This is a genomic window from Segatella copri (assembly GCF_009494835.1).
Taxonomy (GTDB): Bacteria; Bacteroidota; Bacteroidia; order Bacteroidales; family Bacteroidaceae; genus Prevotella; species Prevotella copri_F.
This window is the reverse complement of the sequence record NZ_VZBE01000021.1, coordinates 22,767-41,301: the sequence shown is the minus strand read 5'-3', so window position 1 is coordinate 41,301 and position 18,535 is coordinate 22,767. Positions and strand designations below refer to the sequence as shown.

Genomic DNA, 18,535 nt, shown 5'->3' with positions numbered 1-18,535 from the left:
ATATATAATAATATATAATATATAACAATTTAAAATAACTTTGAACTATAAGGGCTATATACCCCCTAGGAAAAAACTGAGGAACTGAGGAACTGAGGAACTGAGCAAGCTTAGAATCTTACTCTTGATAGTGTTGGATATGTGCTTATGTTAAAAGTTAAGTATCAGATTATCAGATATATAATACACCATACACCCTGAAATAAGGTGTATGGTGTTTATTGTGATACCCATACGTTGTGAAACACGACGTATGGGTATGAAAAGGAGTTTCGTTACATAGAACTTTCAAATCGTAACTTGATGAAATCTGGCTGATTTTACATCTCAACCACTACTTCATGCTTGCCTTCAGCGCAAGGAATGATGGTGCCTGAGATAGGAGTGCCATCCACTGTAATCTGCTTCACGCCCTTCTGGTTTCCGCTAGGATTCTTTACTGTAATATGGTATTCGCTACCACGGAACTTGCGGGTTACCTCATACTCCTTAGCGGTGCTTGGGAGACAAGGATCGATGAGCAAACCTTCATAATCAGGCTTGATACCGAGGATGAATTCTGATACTGTATACCACATCCATGCCGCTGTACCGGTGAGCCAGGAGTTCTTTCCTTCGCCCGGTTTGGCTGCATCCTTACCGGCTACCATCTGGCAGTTTACGTAAGGTTCTACCTTGTGAAGTGTCTGATATTTTTCCTCTACATAGCTAGGCAGAATCTTGGTATAATGGCTCCAGGCATCGTTGCCTCGGCCGGCTACAGTCTCTCCGATGATGACCCAAGGATTGTTGTGGCAGAAGATACCGGCGTTCTCCTTGTAGCCTTCAGGATAAGAAGAAATCTCACCCATTTCTACATGATAGGTAGTGTAGGCTGGGTTGTTCAGCACCATTCCGTGCTCGCATTCCAGTCGTTTCTTGCTGCTGTCCAGTGCTTTATCGCAAAGTCCTTCTTCCAGACCGATACCAGCCATCGTACACCAGCCCTGGCTCTCGATGAAGATTTTGCCTTCCTCGTTCTCATCACTACCAATCTTGTTGCCGAAGAAATCGTAAGCGCGGAGGAACCATTCACCGTCCCATCCATGCTGCTTCACAGCCTCGTTCATTTCATCTACAGCCTGCTGCATGCGCTCGGCTTCTGTCAAATAATCTTCCTCTGCAAGACCGGCTATTTCGCCCTCCTTGCTTTCCATTGCTTCCTTGGCAAGCTGCTTGCACAGAGCCACATAATCCTTGCCGGTAACCACGAACAGACCGGCTATCATCAGACTCTCTGCCTTGCTTCCTTCGCCCTTGTTTTCTGTGGTCTGGAAACTCTCGTTAGGGTCCCAGGAGAAGCAGTTCAGGTTCAGACAGTCGTTCCAGTCGGCTCTTCCGATGAGTGGCAACTTGTGTGGACCCAGGTTGTTGATAACATGGTTCATCGAAATCTTGAGGTGCTCGAAGAGGCTTACTTCTGTGCCTGGCTGGTTGTCGAAAGGCACCTGCTCAGCGAGGATAGAGAAGTCGCCCGTCTCCTTGATATAGGCTACGGTACCGAAGATGAGCCAGCATGGGTCGTCGTTGAAACCGCCACCGATATCGTTGTTGCCGCGTTTGGTGAGCGGCTGATACTGGTGGTAGCAGCCACCGTCAGGGAACTGGGTGCTGGCGATATCGATGATGCGCTGGCGGGCACGGGTAGGTATCTGATGAACGAAACCTACGAGGTCCTGGTTGGAATCGCGGAAGCCCATGCCTCGACCGATGCCGCTCTCGAAGAAACTTGCTGAGCGCGACATACAGAAGGTGATCATGCACTGATACTGGTTCCAGATGTTCACCATGCGGTCTAACTTATCGTTGCCGCTCTTCACGGTGAAGATGTTCAGCAGGTTATCCCAGTACTGGTTGAGTTCTGCGAAGGCAGCATCCACCTTTTCGGTGGTATCAAACTTGGCGATAAGCTGATGAGCTTTCTCCTTGTTGATTACCTTCTTGGCGCTGAACTTCTTGTCCTGCTCGTTCTCCACATAGCCCAGCAGGAAGATGAGGTCGCGGCTCTCGCCTGGCTGCAGGGTAACCTCGATATAATGAGATGCGATAGGGCTCCAGCCGTGGGCAAAGCTGTTGCGTGGCTTGCCTTCCATCACAGCCTCAGGCTCGGAAAACTCGTTGTAGAGTCCGATGAAGCTCTCGCGGTCGGTATCGTAGCCCTGAATCTCGGTATTCACTGTATAGAAAGCATAGTGGTTGCGGCGCTCACGGTATTCGGTCTTGTGATAGATGGTAGAGCCTTCTACCTCTACTTCGCCCGTAGAGAAGTTGCGCTGGAAGTTCTCCATGTCGGTAGCAGCATTCCAGAGGCACCACTCTGCAAAGGAGAACACCTTGAGGGTCTTCACCTCCTTAGTCTGGTTCTTCAGCGTCATCTTCTGCACCTCAGCCCATGTATGGAGCGGTACGAAGAAGAGTACACTCGCCTCTACGCCGTTCTTGCTGCCCGTGATGCGGGTATAGTTCATGCCGTGGCGGCACTCATAGCTGTCGAGCGGTGTCTTGCAAGGTTTCCATCCCGGGTTCCATACGGTATCGCCATCTTTGATATAGAAATAGCGACCGCCGTTATCCATCGGCACACCATTGTAGCGATAACGGGTGATGCGACGGAACTTGGCATCCTTGTAGAAGGAATAACCACCTGCTGTGTTTGAGATGAGCGAGAAGAAATCCTCGTTACCCAAATAATTGATCCAAGGCCATGGGGTCTTTGGGTCAGTAATCACGTATTCGCGATTGGCGTCATCAAAATGACCATACTTTTTTTCTGCCATTGTTTTTTTAATGTTATTTCTTGGTAAAATATACTATTTTGGTGCAAAGATAGTAAAAAGTTTAAGTTTCGGGGTTAGAAAACAGTTTTTTTTTGTATTTTTGCAATGAAAAGTTTGATGATTATCATCATTCTATTAACATTTTATACAGTTGGCTTATGAAAAGAAACATTTTATCACTTCTGATAGCCCTCTTTGCTACGATGCAGGTAGCGGCTCAGACATACGACAACTTGTGGAAGCAAGCTGAAATCAATGCTCAGAAGGACCAGCCTAAGAGCGAAATCGCGGTGATGAAGAAAATCATCGCCAAGGCTTCGGCTGCCAAAGATTACGGGCAGCTGCTGGCGGCTGAGACAAGACAGATGACACTCTGGAATGAGATTTCGGCTGACTCGCTGACGCCTAACGTGAAGCGGATGGAAGCCGAGGTGCTGAAGGTGAACGACCCCGCATTGAAGGCGGTGAGATATGCCGTGCTGGGTAAGGTGTACTGTGATATGAACGAAAAGAAAAGCCAGGAGTTCTTCAAGAAGGCCTTGGAACAGCCTGAACTTCTTGCTCGACATACCTCCACTGAGTATGTGCCATTGACGCTGAAGGGCGTGGATGGCAGTTCCTTCAACAATGATCTGCTGCATCTCATCGGATTCGAGGCAGACAGCAAGGAGGCGTATCTGCAGCTGTACACCTATTATAATAAGGTGGGCAATCGGGGTGCGGCTTGTCTCTGTGCCTATAAGCTCATCGAGAAATACCGTCAGGACGACGTGAGAGAGGTGAAGAAATCGAAGTATCTGCAGACCATCGACTCGCTCATCCAGGTTTATCAGGATATTCCGGAGGCAGGCGAACTTGCCGTGGAGCATTTCCGCTTCATGGAAGGTGCTACCGATGCCAAACCGCAGGATAAGCTCAACTATATCAACTATGCGCTGAGCCGCTGGGGGGGATGGTCGAGAATGAACGAACTGAGAAATGCGCAGAAGCGACTCACCGAACCGATGTTCCAGGTGCTGGATATGCCGCAGGTGTTGCGACCTGGGGAGAAGGCGTGGGTGCATCTGGACGTGCGCAATCTGCAGAACCTGAAAATCAGTATCTCCCGCCTCAATATTACGGCAGATAACGATTATAATGCGCAGGATGAGGCTATCTATAAGATGCTCCTGAAGAAGACTACGAAGCTGCATCAGAAGGATTTCAGCCGCAACTACTACGGTCGGCCGGATTATGAAACGGTGAAGGATTCCATCGAAATCGGTGGCAATCTGCCGCTGGGTGCCTATCTGATGGAGGTAACTTCGGATAATACCGGCATCGCTCCGCAGCGAGAACTCTTCTATGTCAGCAATTTGGCGGTGATGATCCAGCAGTTGCCGGATGATAAGCATCGCTATGTAGTGGTGAATGCTACCGATGGACAGCCTATCGCTGGGGCGAAGATAGAACTCTACGACCAGCGGTATGATTTCAAGACGAAGAAGGACAAGCGAATAGTTCATGCCCGCTTGACAACAGATGAGAACGGAGAGGCTTACTTCAAAAATGTGGATGGAATGGTGTTGATTTCTACCAACAATGACAAGTTTACGCCAGCCAGGGACATCTATCTCAGCCGTACCCGCTATTATGAGAAGAAGGATAATGAGACTAAATATCAGGTTTATACCGACCGTGCTCTCTATCGCCCAGGACAGAAGGTGCATGCCTCAGCCATTTCCTATACTGTCAAGAAGGGGTTGGATGCCAGCGTGCCAGGAAAGAGTATGGAACTGAAGTTTGTCCTGAGTGATGCCAACTGGAAGCAGGTGGCAGAACAGAAGGTTACGACCGATGAATATGGTACGGCTTCGGTAGATTTCGAACTCCCGAAGGAGGGAAAGACAGGACAGTATTCCATCTCCGTGAATGGTACAGCAAGCGAATATTTCAGAGTTGAGGAGTACAAGCGTCCAACCTTCGAGATTACCTTCCCGAAGGTGAATGAGAAATATAACTGGGGCGACACCGTGGTGGTGAAAGCTTCAGCCAAGACCTATGCTGGTGTGCCTGTGCAGGGTGCCAAGGTGGAGTATCAGGTGACCCGCAGAAACCAACTCTGGTGGTGGGGCGCAGGATCTGCCGGACAGTTGGTGAAAACTGACAGTTGCGTGACTCGTGAGGACGGAACCTTCGACGTCGAGATTCCGCTGGAGGCTTCCTTGTCAGGAAAAGACGAGGCTGATATGAGCGATTTCATGCGCCAAGCCCGTTTCTTCAACTTCGAGGTCTCAGCCATCGTTACCGACATCAGTGGTGAGAGCCATGAGGGCGTGATGAGTCTGCCTCTGGGCACCAAGCCAACCATCCTCACGGTGAATCTTCCTAAGCGTATCGAAACAGACAGTCTGAAGGCGGTGACCTTCGCTTACCGCAATGCCAGTGGAATGCCGATTTCGAGCAGGTTGAAATATCGAATTGATAAGGGCGAATGGAAGGATGCCGAGGCAAATGCTCCGGTTGCTATCAAGGAATATGCAACTACTACTTTTGTTTGGAAATCTGGCGTTCATCAGCTGGAGGCAATCTGCGGACAGGACACCCTGCAGCAGAAATTCACCCTTTTCAGCATGAAGGATACCCATCCGGTGGAGCCAACTACCGAATGGTATTATCAGACGGCGAAGACTTTCCCTCGTGATGGCAAGCCGGTCTATATCCAGGTGGGCTCTTCGGAGAACGGAGCGCACATCGTATATTCCATCATCGCCGGCAACAAACTGCTGGAGAAAGGTGCCTGGGAGTTGGGCGACAGTATCGTGACCTTGCCTTTCACCTACAAGGAGGAATATGCGTCGGGCATCGTACTGAATTATAGTTTCGTGAAGCAAGGCAAGTGCTATACCCGAATGATGAGCATCGCCCGTCCTTTGCCTGAGAAGAAACTGAATATCGCCTGGAAAACCTTCCGCAACCGTCTGACCCCTGGACAGAAGGAGGAGTGGACGCTGAAGATTACCACCCCTGACGGCAAGCCAGCTAAGGCGCAGCTGATGAGCGTACTCTATGACAAGTCGCTCGACCAGATAACCCCGCATTTCTGGAATTTCTCCCTGGGCTTCTATCAGAGTTTGCCAAACTGCTACTGGGAGGACAACCTCACTTTCCGTTCATTTTGCTTGAATGGCGCTTATCCTACCAAGTATTATGACGAGAAGCAATTGGATGTGGATAAGTTTGATGGTAAATTCTTTAGCTATTATGCTTATATGCAAGCGGTGGAACTGAGCAAGTTGGAACGTTCTTCTGGCGGAACCGTTGAGTCTGTTCGTATACAAAAAGACGAGCTGGTTCGAGAAGAAGCGAAAGTCATCAGGATTCGCGGCTCTAAAATGACCCGTGTCGGAGCGGCTGCTCCATCTGCCAACAAGGTTTTTGATGTAGTAGAGGAGATGCCGCAGTTTGTCGGCGGTTCAGGTCCAGATGCAGGACAATTCCTCGACAAGGTGCAGGTGCGTGAGAACATGAACGAGACCGCTTTCTTCTATCCTGCCTTGGAGAGCGACAACAATGGCAACGTAGCCATCAGATTTACCCTGCCGGAGAGCGTGACTACCTGGAAGTTCATGGGCCTGGCTCATGACAAGGAGATGCGCAACGGTTTGCTGGTGGATGAGGCTGTGGCTCAGAAGACCGTGATGGTGCAGCCTAACATGCCTCGCTTCCTGCGTGAGGGCGATAAGGCAACTATCGTGGTGAAACTCTTCAATACTTCCGACAAGAAGGTGAGCGGCAACGCCCGTATGCAGATTCTCGACCCGGAGACCAACAAGGTGGTTTGGCAGAAGACGCAGAACTACAGCATCGATGCCGAGGGCTCTGCTACCATCTCCTTTGATGTCCAGGGGCTGAAAGAAGGCATATATATTAATAAGGTGGTGGCTGCCGGTAATGGCTATAGCGATGGTGAACAGCACTATCTGCCGGTTTTGAGCAACCGTGAACTCGTGGTGAACACCCTGCCTATCACCCTGCATCAGAAGGGTGAGCAGAACTTCGACCTGAGCAAACTCTTCCTGAACAAGGAGGGCAAGCAGGCGAAGGGCGCTGAAGAGGCAAAGGTAACCATCGAGTACACCAATAACCCAAGTTGGCTCATGGTGAAGGCGCTGCCTGCCATCAGCAATCCGGATGAGGAGAACGCCATCTCGCTGATGTCTGCCATCTATGCCAATACCATCACCACCCATATCCAGAAGACTCTCTCTTTGGATAATCATTCTCAGAAGAATCTCTCTCAGGAGAGCATCCGTCTGCAGAATCAGGTGGAGAAGCTGAAGAAGTTGCAGAACCCTAACGGTTCCTTCTCCTGGTGGAAGGGCATGAAGGGCAGCCGGTATATGACAACGTCGGTAGCCGAAATGATGGTTCGATTGAATGCCATCGCAGGTGTGCAGAAATCAACCGCCCGGATGCTGACTTCCGCCATCGATTATCTCTCCTGGCAGACAGCACAGGAAGTAAAAGAAATGAAGAAGCAGGAGGAGAAAAAGCAGAAGGTGAGTCCTAGCGAACAGGCGCTGCATTATCTCTACATCCTTTCGATGGATGGCAGAAAGATGAAGCAGAATCTGGAGCAGGACAAGGCTTATCTCCTGGAAAAGATGTCGAAGATGACGGGTGATTTCTCCATCTATGGCAAGGCGCGTGCTGCCGTGGTACTCGCCAAAAACAGCCAGCAGAATGCTGCTTACCGCGAGAAGGCAGGCGAATATCTGCAGAGCGTGAACGAATATGCCGTTTACCGTGAGGAGATGGGCCGCTACTACGATACCCGCAAGGCACTCTACAGCTGGAGAAACTATAAGATTCCTACCCAGGTATCCGTGATAGAGGCGCTGCAGATGCTGAAACCGAACGACAAGCAGACCATCGAGGAACTGCAGCGCTGGCTCCTGATGTCGAAACGTACCCAGGTTTGGGATACGCCGGTGAACACCGTGGATGCTGTCTACGCCTTTATGAAGGGCAATGAGAGCAACTGGAGCAGGAAGGCTGAGAATGCCGTGCTGAAACTGGACGGAAAGCTGCTGCCGATGCCGCAGGATTCCACTACTTTGGGCTATGTGAAGACCGAAAAGACGGGCAAGGCATCTAAGCTGAGCATCGACAAAAAGAGCGATTATACCAGCTGGGGAGCTGTCTATGCAGAGTTTAAGCAGCCTGTCAGCGAAATCGGTTCCATGGAGTCGGGCATCAAGGTGCGCCGTGTCATCGTTCCTGCCGAATCTGAGGGTAAGGGCAAGGCACAGGCGAAGGTAGGAGAGAAGGTGAAGGTAACACTCCTCATTACCGCCGACCGCGACTACGACTTTGTACAGATTACGGATAAGCGTGCGGCATGTCTGGAACCGGTTAACCAGAAGAGTGGTTATCAGTGGGGCATAGGCTGCTATGTTTCTCCAAGAGATCATGCAACAAATTTCTATTTCGATCGTTTATCTAAAGGTATGCACATCGTAGAAATGGAGTATTACGTGGATAGAAAGGGCGACTATCAGAGCGGAACTTGCACCGCTGAGTGTACCTACAGTCCGGAGTTTGGTGGCCGCACAGAGACTTATGAATTGAAAGTTAATAATTGATAGTTAAAAGTTTATAGATTGATAATTTAAAATAGAATAGTATGAAACGGATGAATATATGGATGCTCTCAGCGCTGTTGGCGCTGCCTGCATCAGCACAGAAGATTACAACCCAGCACGAGGTGGTAGACTGCGGACAGGTGGTGTTCAACAAGCCTGTAACTGCCGAATTCATGCTGAAGAATGACGGGCTCAAGCCGTTGGTTATCAACAATGTATTGAAAAGCTGCGGCTGTACGGAGGTAGATTATCCGAAGACGAGCATTGCTGCCGGCGAAAGTTTCGTCATCAAGGCGGTATACGATGCCAAGCAGATGGGTACTTTCACCAAGCAGGTTTGCCTCTATACCAATGCGGGTGAAGACCCGTTCATCCTCTCTATGAGGGGAAAGGTAGTGGGCAGCGTAGTAGATTTCGCTGGTTCTTACGATGAGATGCTGGGTGTCATCAAGAGTGATGCCCAGGAGGTGGAGTTTGATGACGTGAACCGTGGCGACCGTCCGGTTCAGCGCATCCATATCTTCAATCCTACCGACGAATTACTGGAGCCGGTAGTGATGCATCTGCCATCCTATCTTCATGCTTTCGTATCGCCTTCCAAGGTAGCTCCGCGTCATTCTGCCGAAATCAGTTTCGTGCTGGATTCCAAGAAACTGCGCGACCTGGGCTTGAACCAGACATCGGTTTATCTCGGTGAACGTCCTGGCGATAGGATTGCGCCTGAGAAGGAAATCGTGGTATCAGCCGTTCTTCTTCCTGGTTTTGAGAACATGACTCCAGCCAAGAAGGCACTGGCTCCGAAGATAGAGATGTCTGCCACCGATCTCAATCTGGGTAGTTTCAATGGAAAGAAGAAACTGAAGGGTGAGATTCTGATTACCAATAAGGGTAAGTCGGAACTGGATATCCGTAGCATGCAGATGTTTACGATGGGCTTGCAGGTGAACCTGAAGAAGAGTAAGATTCAGCCAGGAGAGACCGTTAAGATGAAGGTGACGGCTGTGGCTGCCGACTTGAAGAAATCGCGTGTCAGACACCCTCGTATCCTCATGATTACGAATGACCCTGACCATGCTAAGGTGGTGGTGAAGATTAATGTACAATGAATTAAAAACGAATATCGTGCAGATAGAAATAGATAACGGCAGTGGGTTCTGCTTTGGCGTAACCACTGCCATCAAGAAAGCTGAAGAGGAGTTGGCTAAGGGTGGTAAACTTTACTGCCTGGGCGATATTGTGCATAACGGTATGGAGGTGGAGCGCCTGCATGAAGCGGGACTCATCACGATAGACCATGAGCAGATGGAGGAACTGCAGGGCGTAAAGGTCTTGCTCCGTGCTCATGGTGAACCGCCTGAAACTTATGCCCTTGCCGAGCGAAACAACATCGAAATCATCGATGCTACCTGTCCTGTGGTGCTCCAGTTGCAGCGCCGCATCAAGAAGCAGTATGTCAACAATCCGGAGGCACAGATCGTGATTTTCGGCAAGAACGGGCATGCTGAGGTGCTCGGACTGGTGGGGCAGACGGAGAGTCATGCCATCGTGGTAGAGAAGTTTGAGGATGTGAAGCAGCTGAAGGAAAGCGGTCAGTTGGATTTCTCTAAAGATATCTATCTTTACTCCCAGACTACCAAGAGTCTCGATGAGTTCCACCGCATCATCGAATACTGCCAGGAGCATATTGTTGAGGGCGCTGTCTTCAAGAGTTTCGATACCATCTGCCGTCAGGTGGCTAACCGCATGCCTAACATCGCTGCCTTTGCCAGCAAGCATGATGTCATCCTCTTTGTGAGTGGCAGAAAGAGTTCGAACGGTAAGGTGCTTTTCAAGGAATGCAAGAGCGTGAATGCCAACAGCTACCAGATAGAAAGTGCCGACGAAATAGATATGAACTGGTTCAAGGATGTGGAAACGGTAGGTATCTGTGGTGCTACCAGTACGCCGAAGTGGCTGATGGAAGAATGCAGGGAGAAGATTATCAAGGATAGTTCTGCTCTCTTATAGTGAGAGTTAAAGAGTTGATTATCAGTAACTTGATATACTTGATACGGTGTTTCACCGTATATGGGTAGAGGATAGTTTTATCGTTGATTGAAAATCTTAATATGTTGGTTATTAATTAGTTAACCCATTTGGTGTCGTGTTTCACGACGTCAAGTGGGTTTATCTTTTATAAACTGTCTGAAAATAAAACAGGTGATAAATCTTCTCCCGAAGACCTATCACCTTCAAAAAACAGTAATTAACTCAAAATTTATAATCTATATCATTACTACCTTGTTAATATGGTTGCAAAGATACTAAAAAATTTTTTTTTCCCAAATCTTTTTCATCGAATAAAATAAATTTATCGGTAAAAGTAGTATATTTAACGTATTTTTGCGCAAATAACCCGGCAGTCTCTTTTCTGTAGCTTATTCTGCTATTGCCTTTTGATATTGTTCCATCAGCCATGCCTTCTGTTCAGGAATGGTCATGTTGCTGTTGTCGAGCGTGATGGCATCATCAGCCTTTCTGAGTGGGGAAGTCTCGCGGTGGGTATCGATATAGTCGCGTTCCTCTACATTCTTCAGAATCGCATCGAAGTCGGCTGGCATTCCTTTCTCCTTCAGTTCATCGAAACGGCGCTGTGCTCTCACCTGTGAACTGGCTGTAACGAAAATCTTCAGTTCGGCATTAGGGAACACGGTGGTACCGATATCGCGACCATCCATCACGATGCCCTTGTCTTCGCCCATCTTCTGCTGCTGCTCTACCAGCGCCTCTCTGACGAAAGGAACGGCGGCAATCGGACTAACGTGGTTGGAAACCTCTAACGAACGGATTTCCTTTTCTACCAGTTCGCCGTTCAGATAGCAGTCCGGGCGACCGGTTGTTTCATTAAACTTGAATGAGATGCTGATGTTCTTCATCTCCTTCTGCAGTTCTTCAGTCTTTACAGCTCCATCTGCTTCGAAGAGCTGATGACGCAGCGCATAGAGAGTTACCGAGCGGTACATGGCGCCCGTATCTACATAAACATAACCTATTTCCTTGGCAAGATCCTTTGCCATCGTACTCTTACCGCAAGAAGAGTATCCGTCTATTGCTATTGTTATTTTCTTCATAATTTCGAACTAACTTTAATGTATAATTTATAATGTATAATTTATAATCTGTAACTTACATTCAGCATGAGGCTGCTGCTACTGACGTGATATTTGCCGTAGGCAACGTTCAGATGGAAGCGCTCCAGGTTGATACCGCCACCCACAGAGAAACCGGCTCCATGACTGCTTTCCTCATCTTCTGAGGTGCTGATTTTCATCTCGTTGGCTCTCCGGAAGTTGTAGCCGGCACCTATCCACAGGCTCTCCGAAAGCAGAATGTCGGCACCTACTACGGCATGATCACGAAGACTGCTGTCCCAATGGTTCAGGTTGACCAGTGTGGCTGATACCCTGAACGGTGCGTTGGCGAAGCGTTTCGTCACACCCAACTGCAGGTCGATCGGCATCTTCTCATATTCATTGTCGTAAGCTTTCAGCTGTCCACCCAGGTTCTTTGCCACGCAAGAAACCGACCATTCCGTTTCAGGGTCGTAATAGTTGATACCCAAATCCACTCCCACAGCGATAGAATTGTAATCGCCAATATACGAAGTGATGAATTTGGCGGCAATACCACCCGCGAATTTCTCACCGAGCATATAAGAGAAGTAACCCGCAACGGCAATGTCCTTTGCCGAGAACTCACCCATCTGGATGTTGTTCTCATCCGTCTCTTTCATCTTGCCGTAGTCAACAAGCTGAGCCGAAACAGCCCACGAAGCCTTGTCGTTGACAATACGGTTGAAACTAGCCGAAGCAGTGTTCACCCCCGACATATAGTTCATATAATTGAGATTGACCGTCTTGTCGTTTACTGATGACAGGAGAGCCGGATTATGGAATATGAGTGCCTCATCATCTTCTATCAAGGTGATGTTGTCGCCACCCAGAGCAGCTGCATGAGCACTCACCGGCAAGCGAAGGAAATTATACCCCGTTTGGCTCTCTTGAGCATCAATAATTGTCGCAAAAAGCGTCAATATTGCGGAAATTACATATTTTTTCATTTAAATTTTCTAATTCTTTGGCAAAGATACTGCTTTTTTCAATAATAAGAAGTAATTTTGCAATGTTTTCGTAGGAAATAACGATTTTAAACGGTTTTTATTGTGGAAATTAAGAAATCAAATAGCGCACAACTGGAAGATAAGCGGGTTACATTTTTCCTGCTAGGTTTGCTGCTGGCTTTTACTTTCATCTTCGTAGGACTCCAATATCAGAGAGGTCCGCAGGGAGATGATGACTTGTCGGAATCGATGGAAGATCTTTCACAGGATCTGGAAATGTCGGCTCGTCCCGACCTGAAAGATATGGTGAGTGCAGAGGCTGTTTCGGCTCCTGCTTCTAAGTCAATTACTCAGGAAGTGAAGGCTGCCGAGCAACAGACTCAGAAGGCACCGCAGAAAATCAGTTCTACAACCAGTGAACTGGTTATCGGCGACGGCTCGGGTGTAGTGGATGGAGCAGAGGTGAAGGAAGCGGTTCCTGAAACTCCGATTGAGAATCCGGGAGCTGAGGCTCCTATCAAACTGACCGTCGTGCAGAAGATACCGCAGTTTCCTGGTGGCTGGTCTGCCTTCATGCAGTGGCTTACCAAGAACCTGAAGTACCCTGTAGCTGCCCAGAAGAGTAGGATTCAGGGAACCGTAGTGGTATCCTTTATCGTAAACAAGGATGGAAGTGTTGCCAATATCAAGGTAAGCACTTCGGTAGATCCATTGCTCGACAACGAGGCTTTGAGGGTGATGAAGATGATGCCGAAGTGGAAACCGGGCATCGATAAAGGCAAGGTCTGTCGCACGATGATTGCCATCCCGGTAGTGTTCCAGCTATAAATTATAAATTGTTCATTGTAAATTATACATTATAAATTATACATTATTATGAAGACAGCAGATGAAATTTTAAGCATGGTAAATGAGTTTCTGGCTAATTTGCCTTACGAAAGAAAGCCAAAGTCTCTTTATGAGCCTATCAGATACGTACTTTCTATGGGTGGCAAGCGTATTCGTCCTACGCTCATGCTTCTGGGCTACAATCTTTTCAAGGACAATCCTGAGAAGATTCTGATGAATGCCGTTGCCCTGGAAACTTATCATAACTATACTTTGCTGCATGATGACCTGATGGACAATGCTGATTTGCGTCGCGGTCATGAAACGGTTCATAAGAAATGGAATGCCAATACGGCAATCCTTTCGGGCGACAGCATGCTCGTTCTGGCTTATGAGCGTATGGCTCAATGTGATGAAAAGCATCTTGCCAAGGTGTTGAAACTCTTTACGACCACTGCCCTGGAAATTGGTGAAGGTCAGCAGTTTGATATGGAGTTTGAAAACCGCAACGATGTGAAGGAGGAGGAATATATCGAGATGATCCGCCTCAAGACCAGCGTTCTCCTGGCTTGTGCCCTGAAGATGGGTGCTATCCTTGCCGATGCTTCTGATGAGGATGCAGAGAACCTGTATAAGTTTGGTGAGCAGATAGGATTGGCGTTCCAGTTGCAGGATGATTACCTCGATGTTTACGGCGATACCAAGGTGTTCGGTAAGGAGATTGGTGGCGATATCACATCCAACAAGAAAACTTATATGCTCATCAATGCCTTCAACCATGCCAACGACGCTCAGCGTGCTGAACTGCAGAAGTGGGTGAATGCCAAGGAGTTCGACCGCAAGGAGAAGGTGGCTGCCGTTACCCGTCTATACAACGAGATAGGTATCGACAAAATGGCGCAGGATAAGATTGCTTATTATTTCGAGCAGAGCAAGAAGTATCTGGATGCCGTGAATGTGCCTGCTGAGCGTAAGGAGGAATTGGCAAAGTATGCTCAGAAAATGATGAAGCGCCAGTACTAGTTGATAGTTAATAGTTTATAGTTGACAGTTGATAGGGCAATGTTCAAAGTAATAGATACACATACGCATTTCGATGCGGAGGAGTTTGATGAGGATAGGGCGGAGGCTTTCGCCCGTGCCAAGGAAGCGGGGGTAGGCAAGGTGTTCTTGCCTGCCATCGATGTGAAGACCACACACGCGGTACTGGCATTGAGCAAGGAATATCCAGGCTATGCTTATCCGATGATTGGTCTGCATCCTGAAGAGGTAAAGGCTGACTGGAAGGAACAACTGGCTGAACTCCGGAAGATACTGGAGGAGCATCGCATGATAGGCAATGCCAATCCTGCAGACGAATCGGGTAATGCCAATCCTGCGGGTGATTCTCCTCAGTTTTCAGACTTGATTGCTATCGGAGAGGTAGGACTTGATTATTACTGGAGCCGTGAGTTCGAAAACGAGCAGCTCGAGGCTTTCGAGGAACAGGTAAAATGGTCGGTAGAAACCCAGCTCCCGCTGATGATTCATTGCCGCAAGGCGCAGAACGAGATGGTGCATCTGCTCAGAAAGTATGAGAAAGAACTGCCGGGTGGCGTCTTCCATTGCTTTACGGGCAATCAGAAGGAAGCCGAAGAACTGCTCTCCTTCGATAAGTTTGTATTGGGCGTCGGTGGCGTATCTACTTTCAAGAGCAGCCATCTCAGAGAAGACCTGCCTGCTGTAGTTCCTCTGGATCGCATCGTTCTGGAGACCGACAGTCCGTATATGGCGCCTGTTCCTTATCGCGGCAAGCGTAACGAGAGTGCTTTTGTGGTAGAAGTGATGAAGACGCTCGCCAAGGCTTATGGCATAAGCGAAGAGGAGTTTGCCCGACAGACCAACCTCAATGCAGAGCGGGTTTTTCCGCTATCCGTATCGCAAGTATAGGACGTAAGCGTTCAAAACTCCTTAAATAAACATAAAAAAACAATGAAAGTTATGGTATTTCGGAGGAAAAGCAATAATTTTGCACTTCGAAATTGTTGCAGCAGCATGTTGCGGCGATTAAGAAGAGTTCTTCGGAATATGGAAAGGTGCTCGAGTGGCTGAAGAGGCACGCCTGGAAAGCGTGTAACCGGCAAAACCGGTTCGGGGGTTCGAATCCCCCTCTTTCCGCTTTTATATATATAATAAGGTATATGAAGAAAAATACAGCTATTGCACGTTTTGCAATATTGGTTTTCACATGGATGTGTTCTCTGCCTATGATGGCTCAAGAAGAGAGCATGGGATTTCATCAAGCTCTTAAGACAAAGTTTATAGAGGGTAATGCGGGATTTATGTCTCTCGTTGCCATCGCCCTCATCGTGGGTATGGCTTTCTGTATCGAGCGCATCATCTATCTGAGCCTTTCTGAAATCAACGCCAAGAAGTTGATGCAGGATATTGACCAGAAGGTGTCGGCGGGAGATGTGGAAGGGGCTAAGACGCTCTGCCGGAATACTCGCGGACCGGTGGCTTCTATCTGCTACCAGGGTTTGATGCATATCAGCGAGAGTCTTGATGACATCGAGCGCTCGGTAAGCGGATATGGTACCGTTCAGGCGGCTAACCTGGAGAAGGGATGCTCCTGGATCAAACTCTTTATCGCTATGGCGCCATCGCTCGGATTCCTCGGAACCGTGATCGGTATGGTCATGTCGTTCGACCAGATTCAGCAGGCGGGCGATATCAGTCCTACTATCGTTGCTTCGGGTATGAAAGTGGCGCTCATCACTACCATCTTCGGTATCATCGTAGCCCTCATCCTTCAGGTTTTCTATAACTACATCCTTTCTAAGGTGGAGCACCTGACAAGCCAGATGGAGGAGTCGGCGGTTACTTTAATGGATATTATTGCCAAGAATAAATAAACGAAGAGAGAAATGGTTAAATTTCAATTTTCAAAGCAGAAGACGAAGTCGGCCGAAAAGATATCGCAGCAGGTGTTCTATATCATGATAGGATTGGCGGTGCTGGTTTTCGGTCTGTTCTTTTTGGTAGGCTACGATTTGCCTTTCGAAGAGAACCCCGACTTTAATGCGCCTCTCTTTACCGATGTGCTCATCCTGCTGATGTGGCTCTTCCTGATAGGAGGTACTGGTCTGGCAGTCTTTTCGATGATCAGAGATTATCGCAGCAGCAAGTCGGAGGCTGTAGTGAATGGCATTCCCGTGCGCCGCATCTTCCGCATCACATGGATCGGAACTTTGGCAGTTTTGCTGTTTACCTTCTTTTGGGGCGGTTCTGCTCCGATGCTCATCAATGGCGAGAATTATGCCGACTGGCTCTGGCTCAAACTTTCAGATATGTTTGTCATCACATCGCTCCTGATGCTGGTGGCAGGAATCGGTGCCGTCTGTTTCGGTGCCACACGTTATATTCGGAAGAAAAACTAAGAGAGCTCTCTGGGCTCTCTATTCTATAAATAAGGATTAAATATGCTGATTAGAAGGAAGCAACACGAAACCCCTGGACTGAATACCACATCTACAGCCGACATCTCGTTCATGCTGTTGATATTCTTCCTTGTCACCACATCAATGGATGTGGATAAGGGACTGTTGCGCCAACTCCCTTCACCTGAACCGCAGAAGAAGGAACAGCAGCAGTCGGTGGTAGACAAGGCTAACCTCATGGCGCTGCGCCTGACAGCTGGCGATACGCTTTTGGTCAACGGTAAGCCGATGCAGGTGAGCCAGCTCAAGGAAGAAACCATCCGCTTTGTTCACCGTCTGGGCAAGAAACATCTCATCTCTATCGAGAGTGACCGCGATGCCGACTACAATCTCTATTTCCAGATGCAGAATCAGCTGATGGAAGCATATAGCCAGCTACGCAACGAAACAGCCCAGAAGAAATATCACAGGGATTATGCCCTCTTGAACAATGACCAGAAAGAACAGGTGCGCACCATCTGTCCGCAGCGCATCACAGAGTCGTATGCCAACGCAATGACTCATGCCGACCAGCGTGTTGATGCCAATGCTGAAGAAAAGCAAGGGGAAGAAAATTCTACAGAAACAGCTACAGAACAGCAGAAAGGAGGTAAACAATGATGAATTTTCATAAGAAATCGCATGAAGTGCCAGGGTTGAATACATCTTCTCTGCCAGACCTCATTTTCTCCGTACTGTTCTTCTTTATGATTGTTACCCACATGCGCCAGGTTACCTTGAAGGTAGACTGCCGTTTGCCACAAGGCAAGGAACTCACCCGCCTGACCAAGAAATCGGCGGTGAGCCATATTTATATAGGTAAGCCAACCAAAGAGATGCAGGCAAAGTTTGGTACCGGTACCCAGATTCAGTTGAATGATAAGTTTGCTTCGGCTCCCGAAGTGATGGATTACATTTCGGCAGAAAAGAAGCGTATGTCGCCGGAAGACCAGAAGCTGATGACCGTATCAATCAAAGCAGATCAGGAAACCAAGATGGGTGTGATAACCGACGTAAAGCAGGCTTTGCGCCAGGCAAAAGCACTAAAAATCAGTTATTCTGCCACAGAAAATGGAAAATAATATTAATTTATCATGTTTTTCTCTTAAAAAATTGCTTTTATTAATTTTTTGTATTATCTTTGCAAGCAAATTATTAGTATTATGGCAAAACAAATTTTAGATTCATTAGATAGGCAGATTCTGAAGCTGATTTCTCAGGATGCCCGTATTCCATTTTTGGAAGTGGCACGCGCTTGCAACGTGAGCGGTGCTGCCATTCATCAGCGTGTAGCTAAACTTACAAATCTTGGTATCATCAAGGGTTCACAATTTATCATTGACCCAGAAAAGATAGGTTACGAAACTTGTGCTTATATGGGACTCTATCTGAAGGAGCCTGAGAAGTTTGACCAGGTTGTAGAGGAGTTGAAGAAGATTCCTGAGGTTGTGGAGTGTCACTATACTACAGGCGGCTTTGATATGTTTATCAAGATTTACGCGCTGAACAACCACCATCTCCTGGAAATCATCCATGACAAGTTGCAGCCACTGGGATTGTCTCGCAGCGAGACCATCATTTCTTTCAATGCATCTATCAACCGTCAGCTTTCTATGCAGGATCTCAAGACTTTCAACGATGATGAAGAGGAAACTGATGAGGAGGCTGCAGCAGAGAAATAAGATATAAAAAGAAAAAAAAGCAGTA

Annotated in this window: 15 protein-coding genes and 1 tRNA gene; 12 read left to right on the top strand and 4 right to left on the bottom strand. The window is 48.0% G+C overall.

Annotated elements, in window-relative coordinates; genetic code table 11:
• Positions 1-320: 320 nt before the first annotated feature.
• Positions 321-2,816 (bottom strand): GH36-type glycosyl hydrolase domain-containing protein, encoded by a 2,496-nt coding sequence (locus tag F7D47_RS03950; protein ID WP_153085835.1) that lies wholly within the window; start codon positions 2,814-2,816, stop codon positions 321-323.
• 158 nt (positions 2,817-2,974) lie between these two features.
• Between F7D47_RS03950 and F7D47_RS03945 the strand changes: the two genes are divergently transcribed.
• The 3 genes from F7D47_RS03945 to F7D47_RS03935 are packed head-to-tail and all read left to right on the top strand — an operon-like array spanning position 2,975 to position 10,450.
• Positions 2,975-8,443: an alpha-2-macroglobulin family protein gene (locus tag F7D47_RS03945; RefSeq protein WP_153085836.1), complete on the top strand. Its 5,469-nt coding sequence runs from the start codon at positions 2,975-2,977 to the stop codon at positions 8,441-8,443.
• 41 nt (positions 8,444-8,484) lie between these two features.
• Positions 8,485-9,549: a DUF1573 domain-containing protein gene (locus tag F7D47_RS03940; RefSeq protein WP_153085837.1), complete on the top strand. Its 1,065-nt coding sequence runs from the start codon at positions 8,485-8,487 to the stop codon at positions 9,547-9,549.
• 13 nt (positions 9,550-9,562) lie between these two features.
• Positions 9,563-10,450 carry a 4-hydroxy-3-methylbut-2-enyl diphosphate reductase gene (locus F7D47_RS03935; protein ID WP_228113454.1) on the top strand — a complete coding sequence of 296 codons (888 nt, stop codon included), beginning with the start codon at positions 9,563-9,565 and terminating at the stop codon, positions 10,448-10,450.
• 276 nt (positions 10,451-10,726) lie between these two features.
• On the opposite strand, the gene F7D47_RS14705 is transcribed toward F7D47_RS03935, so the two are convergent.
• The 3 genes from F7D47_RS14705 to porQ are packed head-to-tail and all read right to left on the bottom strand — an operon-like array spanning position 10,727 to position 12,542.
• The gene (locus F7D47_RS14705) at positions 10,727-10,900 is read right to left on the bottom strand and encodes a hypothetical protein (RefSeq protein ID WP_153085839.1); all 174 of its coding nucleotides are present in this window, start codon (positions 10,898-10,900) and stop codon (positions 10,727-10,729) included.
• Positions 10,861-11,553: a (d)CMP kinase gene (gene cmk, locus F7D47_RS03930; protein ID WP_118063612.1), complete on the bottom strand. Its 693-nt coding sequence runs from the start codon at positions 11,551-11,553 to the stop codon at positions 10,861-10,863. The genes F7D47_RS14705 and cmk overlap by 40 nt, the downstream gene beginning before the upstream one ends.
• 41 nt (positions 11,554-11,594) lie before the next feature.
• Positions 11,595-12,542: a type IX secretion system protein PorQ gene (gene porQ, locus F7D47_RS03925; protein WP_153081868.1), complete on the bottom strand. Its 948-nt coding sequence runs from the start codon at positions 12,540-12,542 to the stop codon at positions 11,595-11,597.
• Between the two features lie 102 nt (positions 12,543-12,644).
• Here porQ and F7D47_RS03920 point away from each other — a divergent pair, with 102 nt between their 5' ends.
• The 9 genes from F7D47_RS03920 to F7D47_RS03880 all read left to right on the top strand — a co-directional run bounded on the left by F7D47_RS03920 (position 12,645) and on the right by F7D47_RS03880 (position 18,510).
• On the top strand, positions 12,645-13,370 hold the full coding sequence (locus tag F7D47_RS03920; protein WP_022121382.1) for an energy transducer TonB: 726 nt from the start codon (positions 12,645-12,647) through the stop codon (positions 13,368-13,370).
• 48 nt (positions 13,371-13,418) lie between these two features.
• Positions 13,419-14,393, top strand: a complete 975-nt coding sequence (locus tag F7D47_RS03915) for a polyprenyl synthetase family protein (protein WP_153085840.1) — start codon at positions 13,419-13,421, stop codon at positions 14,391-14,393.
• A 39-nt stretch (positions 14,394-14,432) separates the two neighbouring features.
• Positions 14,433-15,299, top strand: coding sequence for a TatD family hydrolase (locus tag F7D47_RS03910; RefSeq protein WP_153085841.1), 867 nt, complete (start codon positions 14,433-14,435; stop codon positions 15,297-15,299).
• A gap of 140 nt (positions 15,300-15,439) precedes the next feature.
• A tRNA-Ser gene (locus tag F7D47_RS03905) sits at positions 15,440-15,527 on the top strand.
• 74 nt (positions 15,528-15,601) lie between these two features.
• Positions 15,602-16,264 carry a MotA/TolQ/ExbB proton channel family protein gene (locus F7D47_RS03900; RefSeq protein ID WP_118081725.1) on the top strand — a complete coding sequence of 221 codons (663 nt, stop codon included), beginning with the start codon at positions 15,602-15,604 and terminating at the stop codon, positions 16,262-16,264.
• Between the two features lie 12 nt (positions 16,265-16,276).
• Positions 16,277-16,789 (top strand): hypothetical protein, encoded by a 513-nt coding sequence (locus F7D47_RS03895; RefSeq protein WP_153085842.1) that lies wholly within the window; start codon positions 16,277-16,279, stop codon positions 16,787-16,789.
• Positions 16,790-16,831: 42 nt separating this feature from the next.
• Entirely contained in the window at positions 16,832-17,449 is a 618-nt protein-coding gene (locus tag F7D47_RS03890) for an ExbD/TolR family protein (RefSeq protein ID WP_153085843.1), read from the top strand.
• Entirely contained in the window at positions 17,446-17,910 is a 465-nt protein-coding gene (locus tag F7D47_RS03885) for an ExbD/TolR family protein (RefSeq protein WP_153085844.1), read from the top strand. The genes F7D47_RS03890 and F7D47_RS03885 overlap by 4 nt, the downstream gene beginning before the upstream one ends.
• An 81-nt stretch (positions 17,911-17,991) precedes the next feature.
• Entirely contained in the window at positions 17,992-18,510 is a 519-nt protein-coding gene (locus F7D47_RS03880) for an Lrp/AsnC family transcriptional regulator (protein WP_119229165.1), read from the top strand.
• Positions 18,511-18,535: the final 25 nt, after the last annotated feature.

Bases quoted from the DNA above. Each gene is read 5' to 3' on its own strand.
- F7D47_RS03910 (WP_153085841.1), top strand. From the start codon at position 14,433: ATGTTCAAAGTAATAGATACACATACGCATTTCGATGCGGAGGAGTTT.
- F7D47_RS03940 (WP_153085837.1), top strand. From the start codon at position 8,485: ATGAAACGGATGAATATATGGATGCTCTCAGCGCTGTTGGCGCTGCCT.
- F7D47_RS03880 (WP_119229165.1), top strand. From the start codon at position 17,992: ATGGCAAAACAAATTTTAGATTCATTAGATAGGCAGATTCTGAAGCTG.
- porQ (WP_153081868.1), bottom strand. From the start codon at position 12,542: ATGAAAAAATATGTAATTTCCGCAATATTGACGCTTTTTGCGACAATT.
- F7D47_RS03885 (WP_153085844.1), top strand. From the start codon at position 17,446: ATGATGAATTTTCATAAGAAATCGCATGAAGTGCCAGGGTTGAATACA.
- F7D47_RS03900 (WP_118081725.1), top strand. From the start codon at position 15,602: ATGTGTTCTCTGCCTATGATGGCTCAAGAAGAGAGCATGGGATTTCAT.
- F7D47_RS03950 (WP_153085835.1), bottom strand. From the start codon at position 2,816: ATGGCAGAAAAAAAGTATGGTCATTTTGATGACGCCAATCGCGAATAC.
- F7D47_RS03945 (WP_153085836.1), top strand. From the start codon at position 2,975: ATGAAAAGAAACATTTTATCACTTCTGATAGCCCTCTTTGCTACGATG.
- F7D47_RS03890 (WP_153085843.1), top strand. From the start codon at position 16,832: ATGCTGATTAGAAGGAAGCAACACGAAACCCCTGGACTGAATACCACA.
- F7D47_RS14705 (WP_153085839.1), bottom strand. From the start codon at position 10,900: ATGGCTGATGGAACAATATCAAAAGGCAATAGCAGAATAAGCTACAGA.
- F7D47_RS03915 (WP_153085840.1), top strand. From the start codon at position 13,419: ATGAAGACAGCAGATGAAATTTTAAGCATGGTAAATGAGTTTCTGGCT.
- F7D47_RS03895 (WP_153085842.1), top strand. From the start codon at position 16,277: ATGGTTAAATTTCAATTTTCAAAGCAGAAGACGAAGTCGGCCGAAAAG.
- cmk (WP_118063612.1), bottom strand. From the start codon at position 11,553: ATGAAGAAAATAACAATAGCAATAGACGGATACTCTTCTTGCGGTAAG.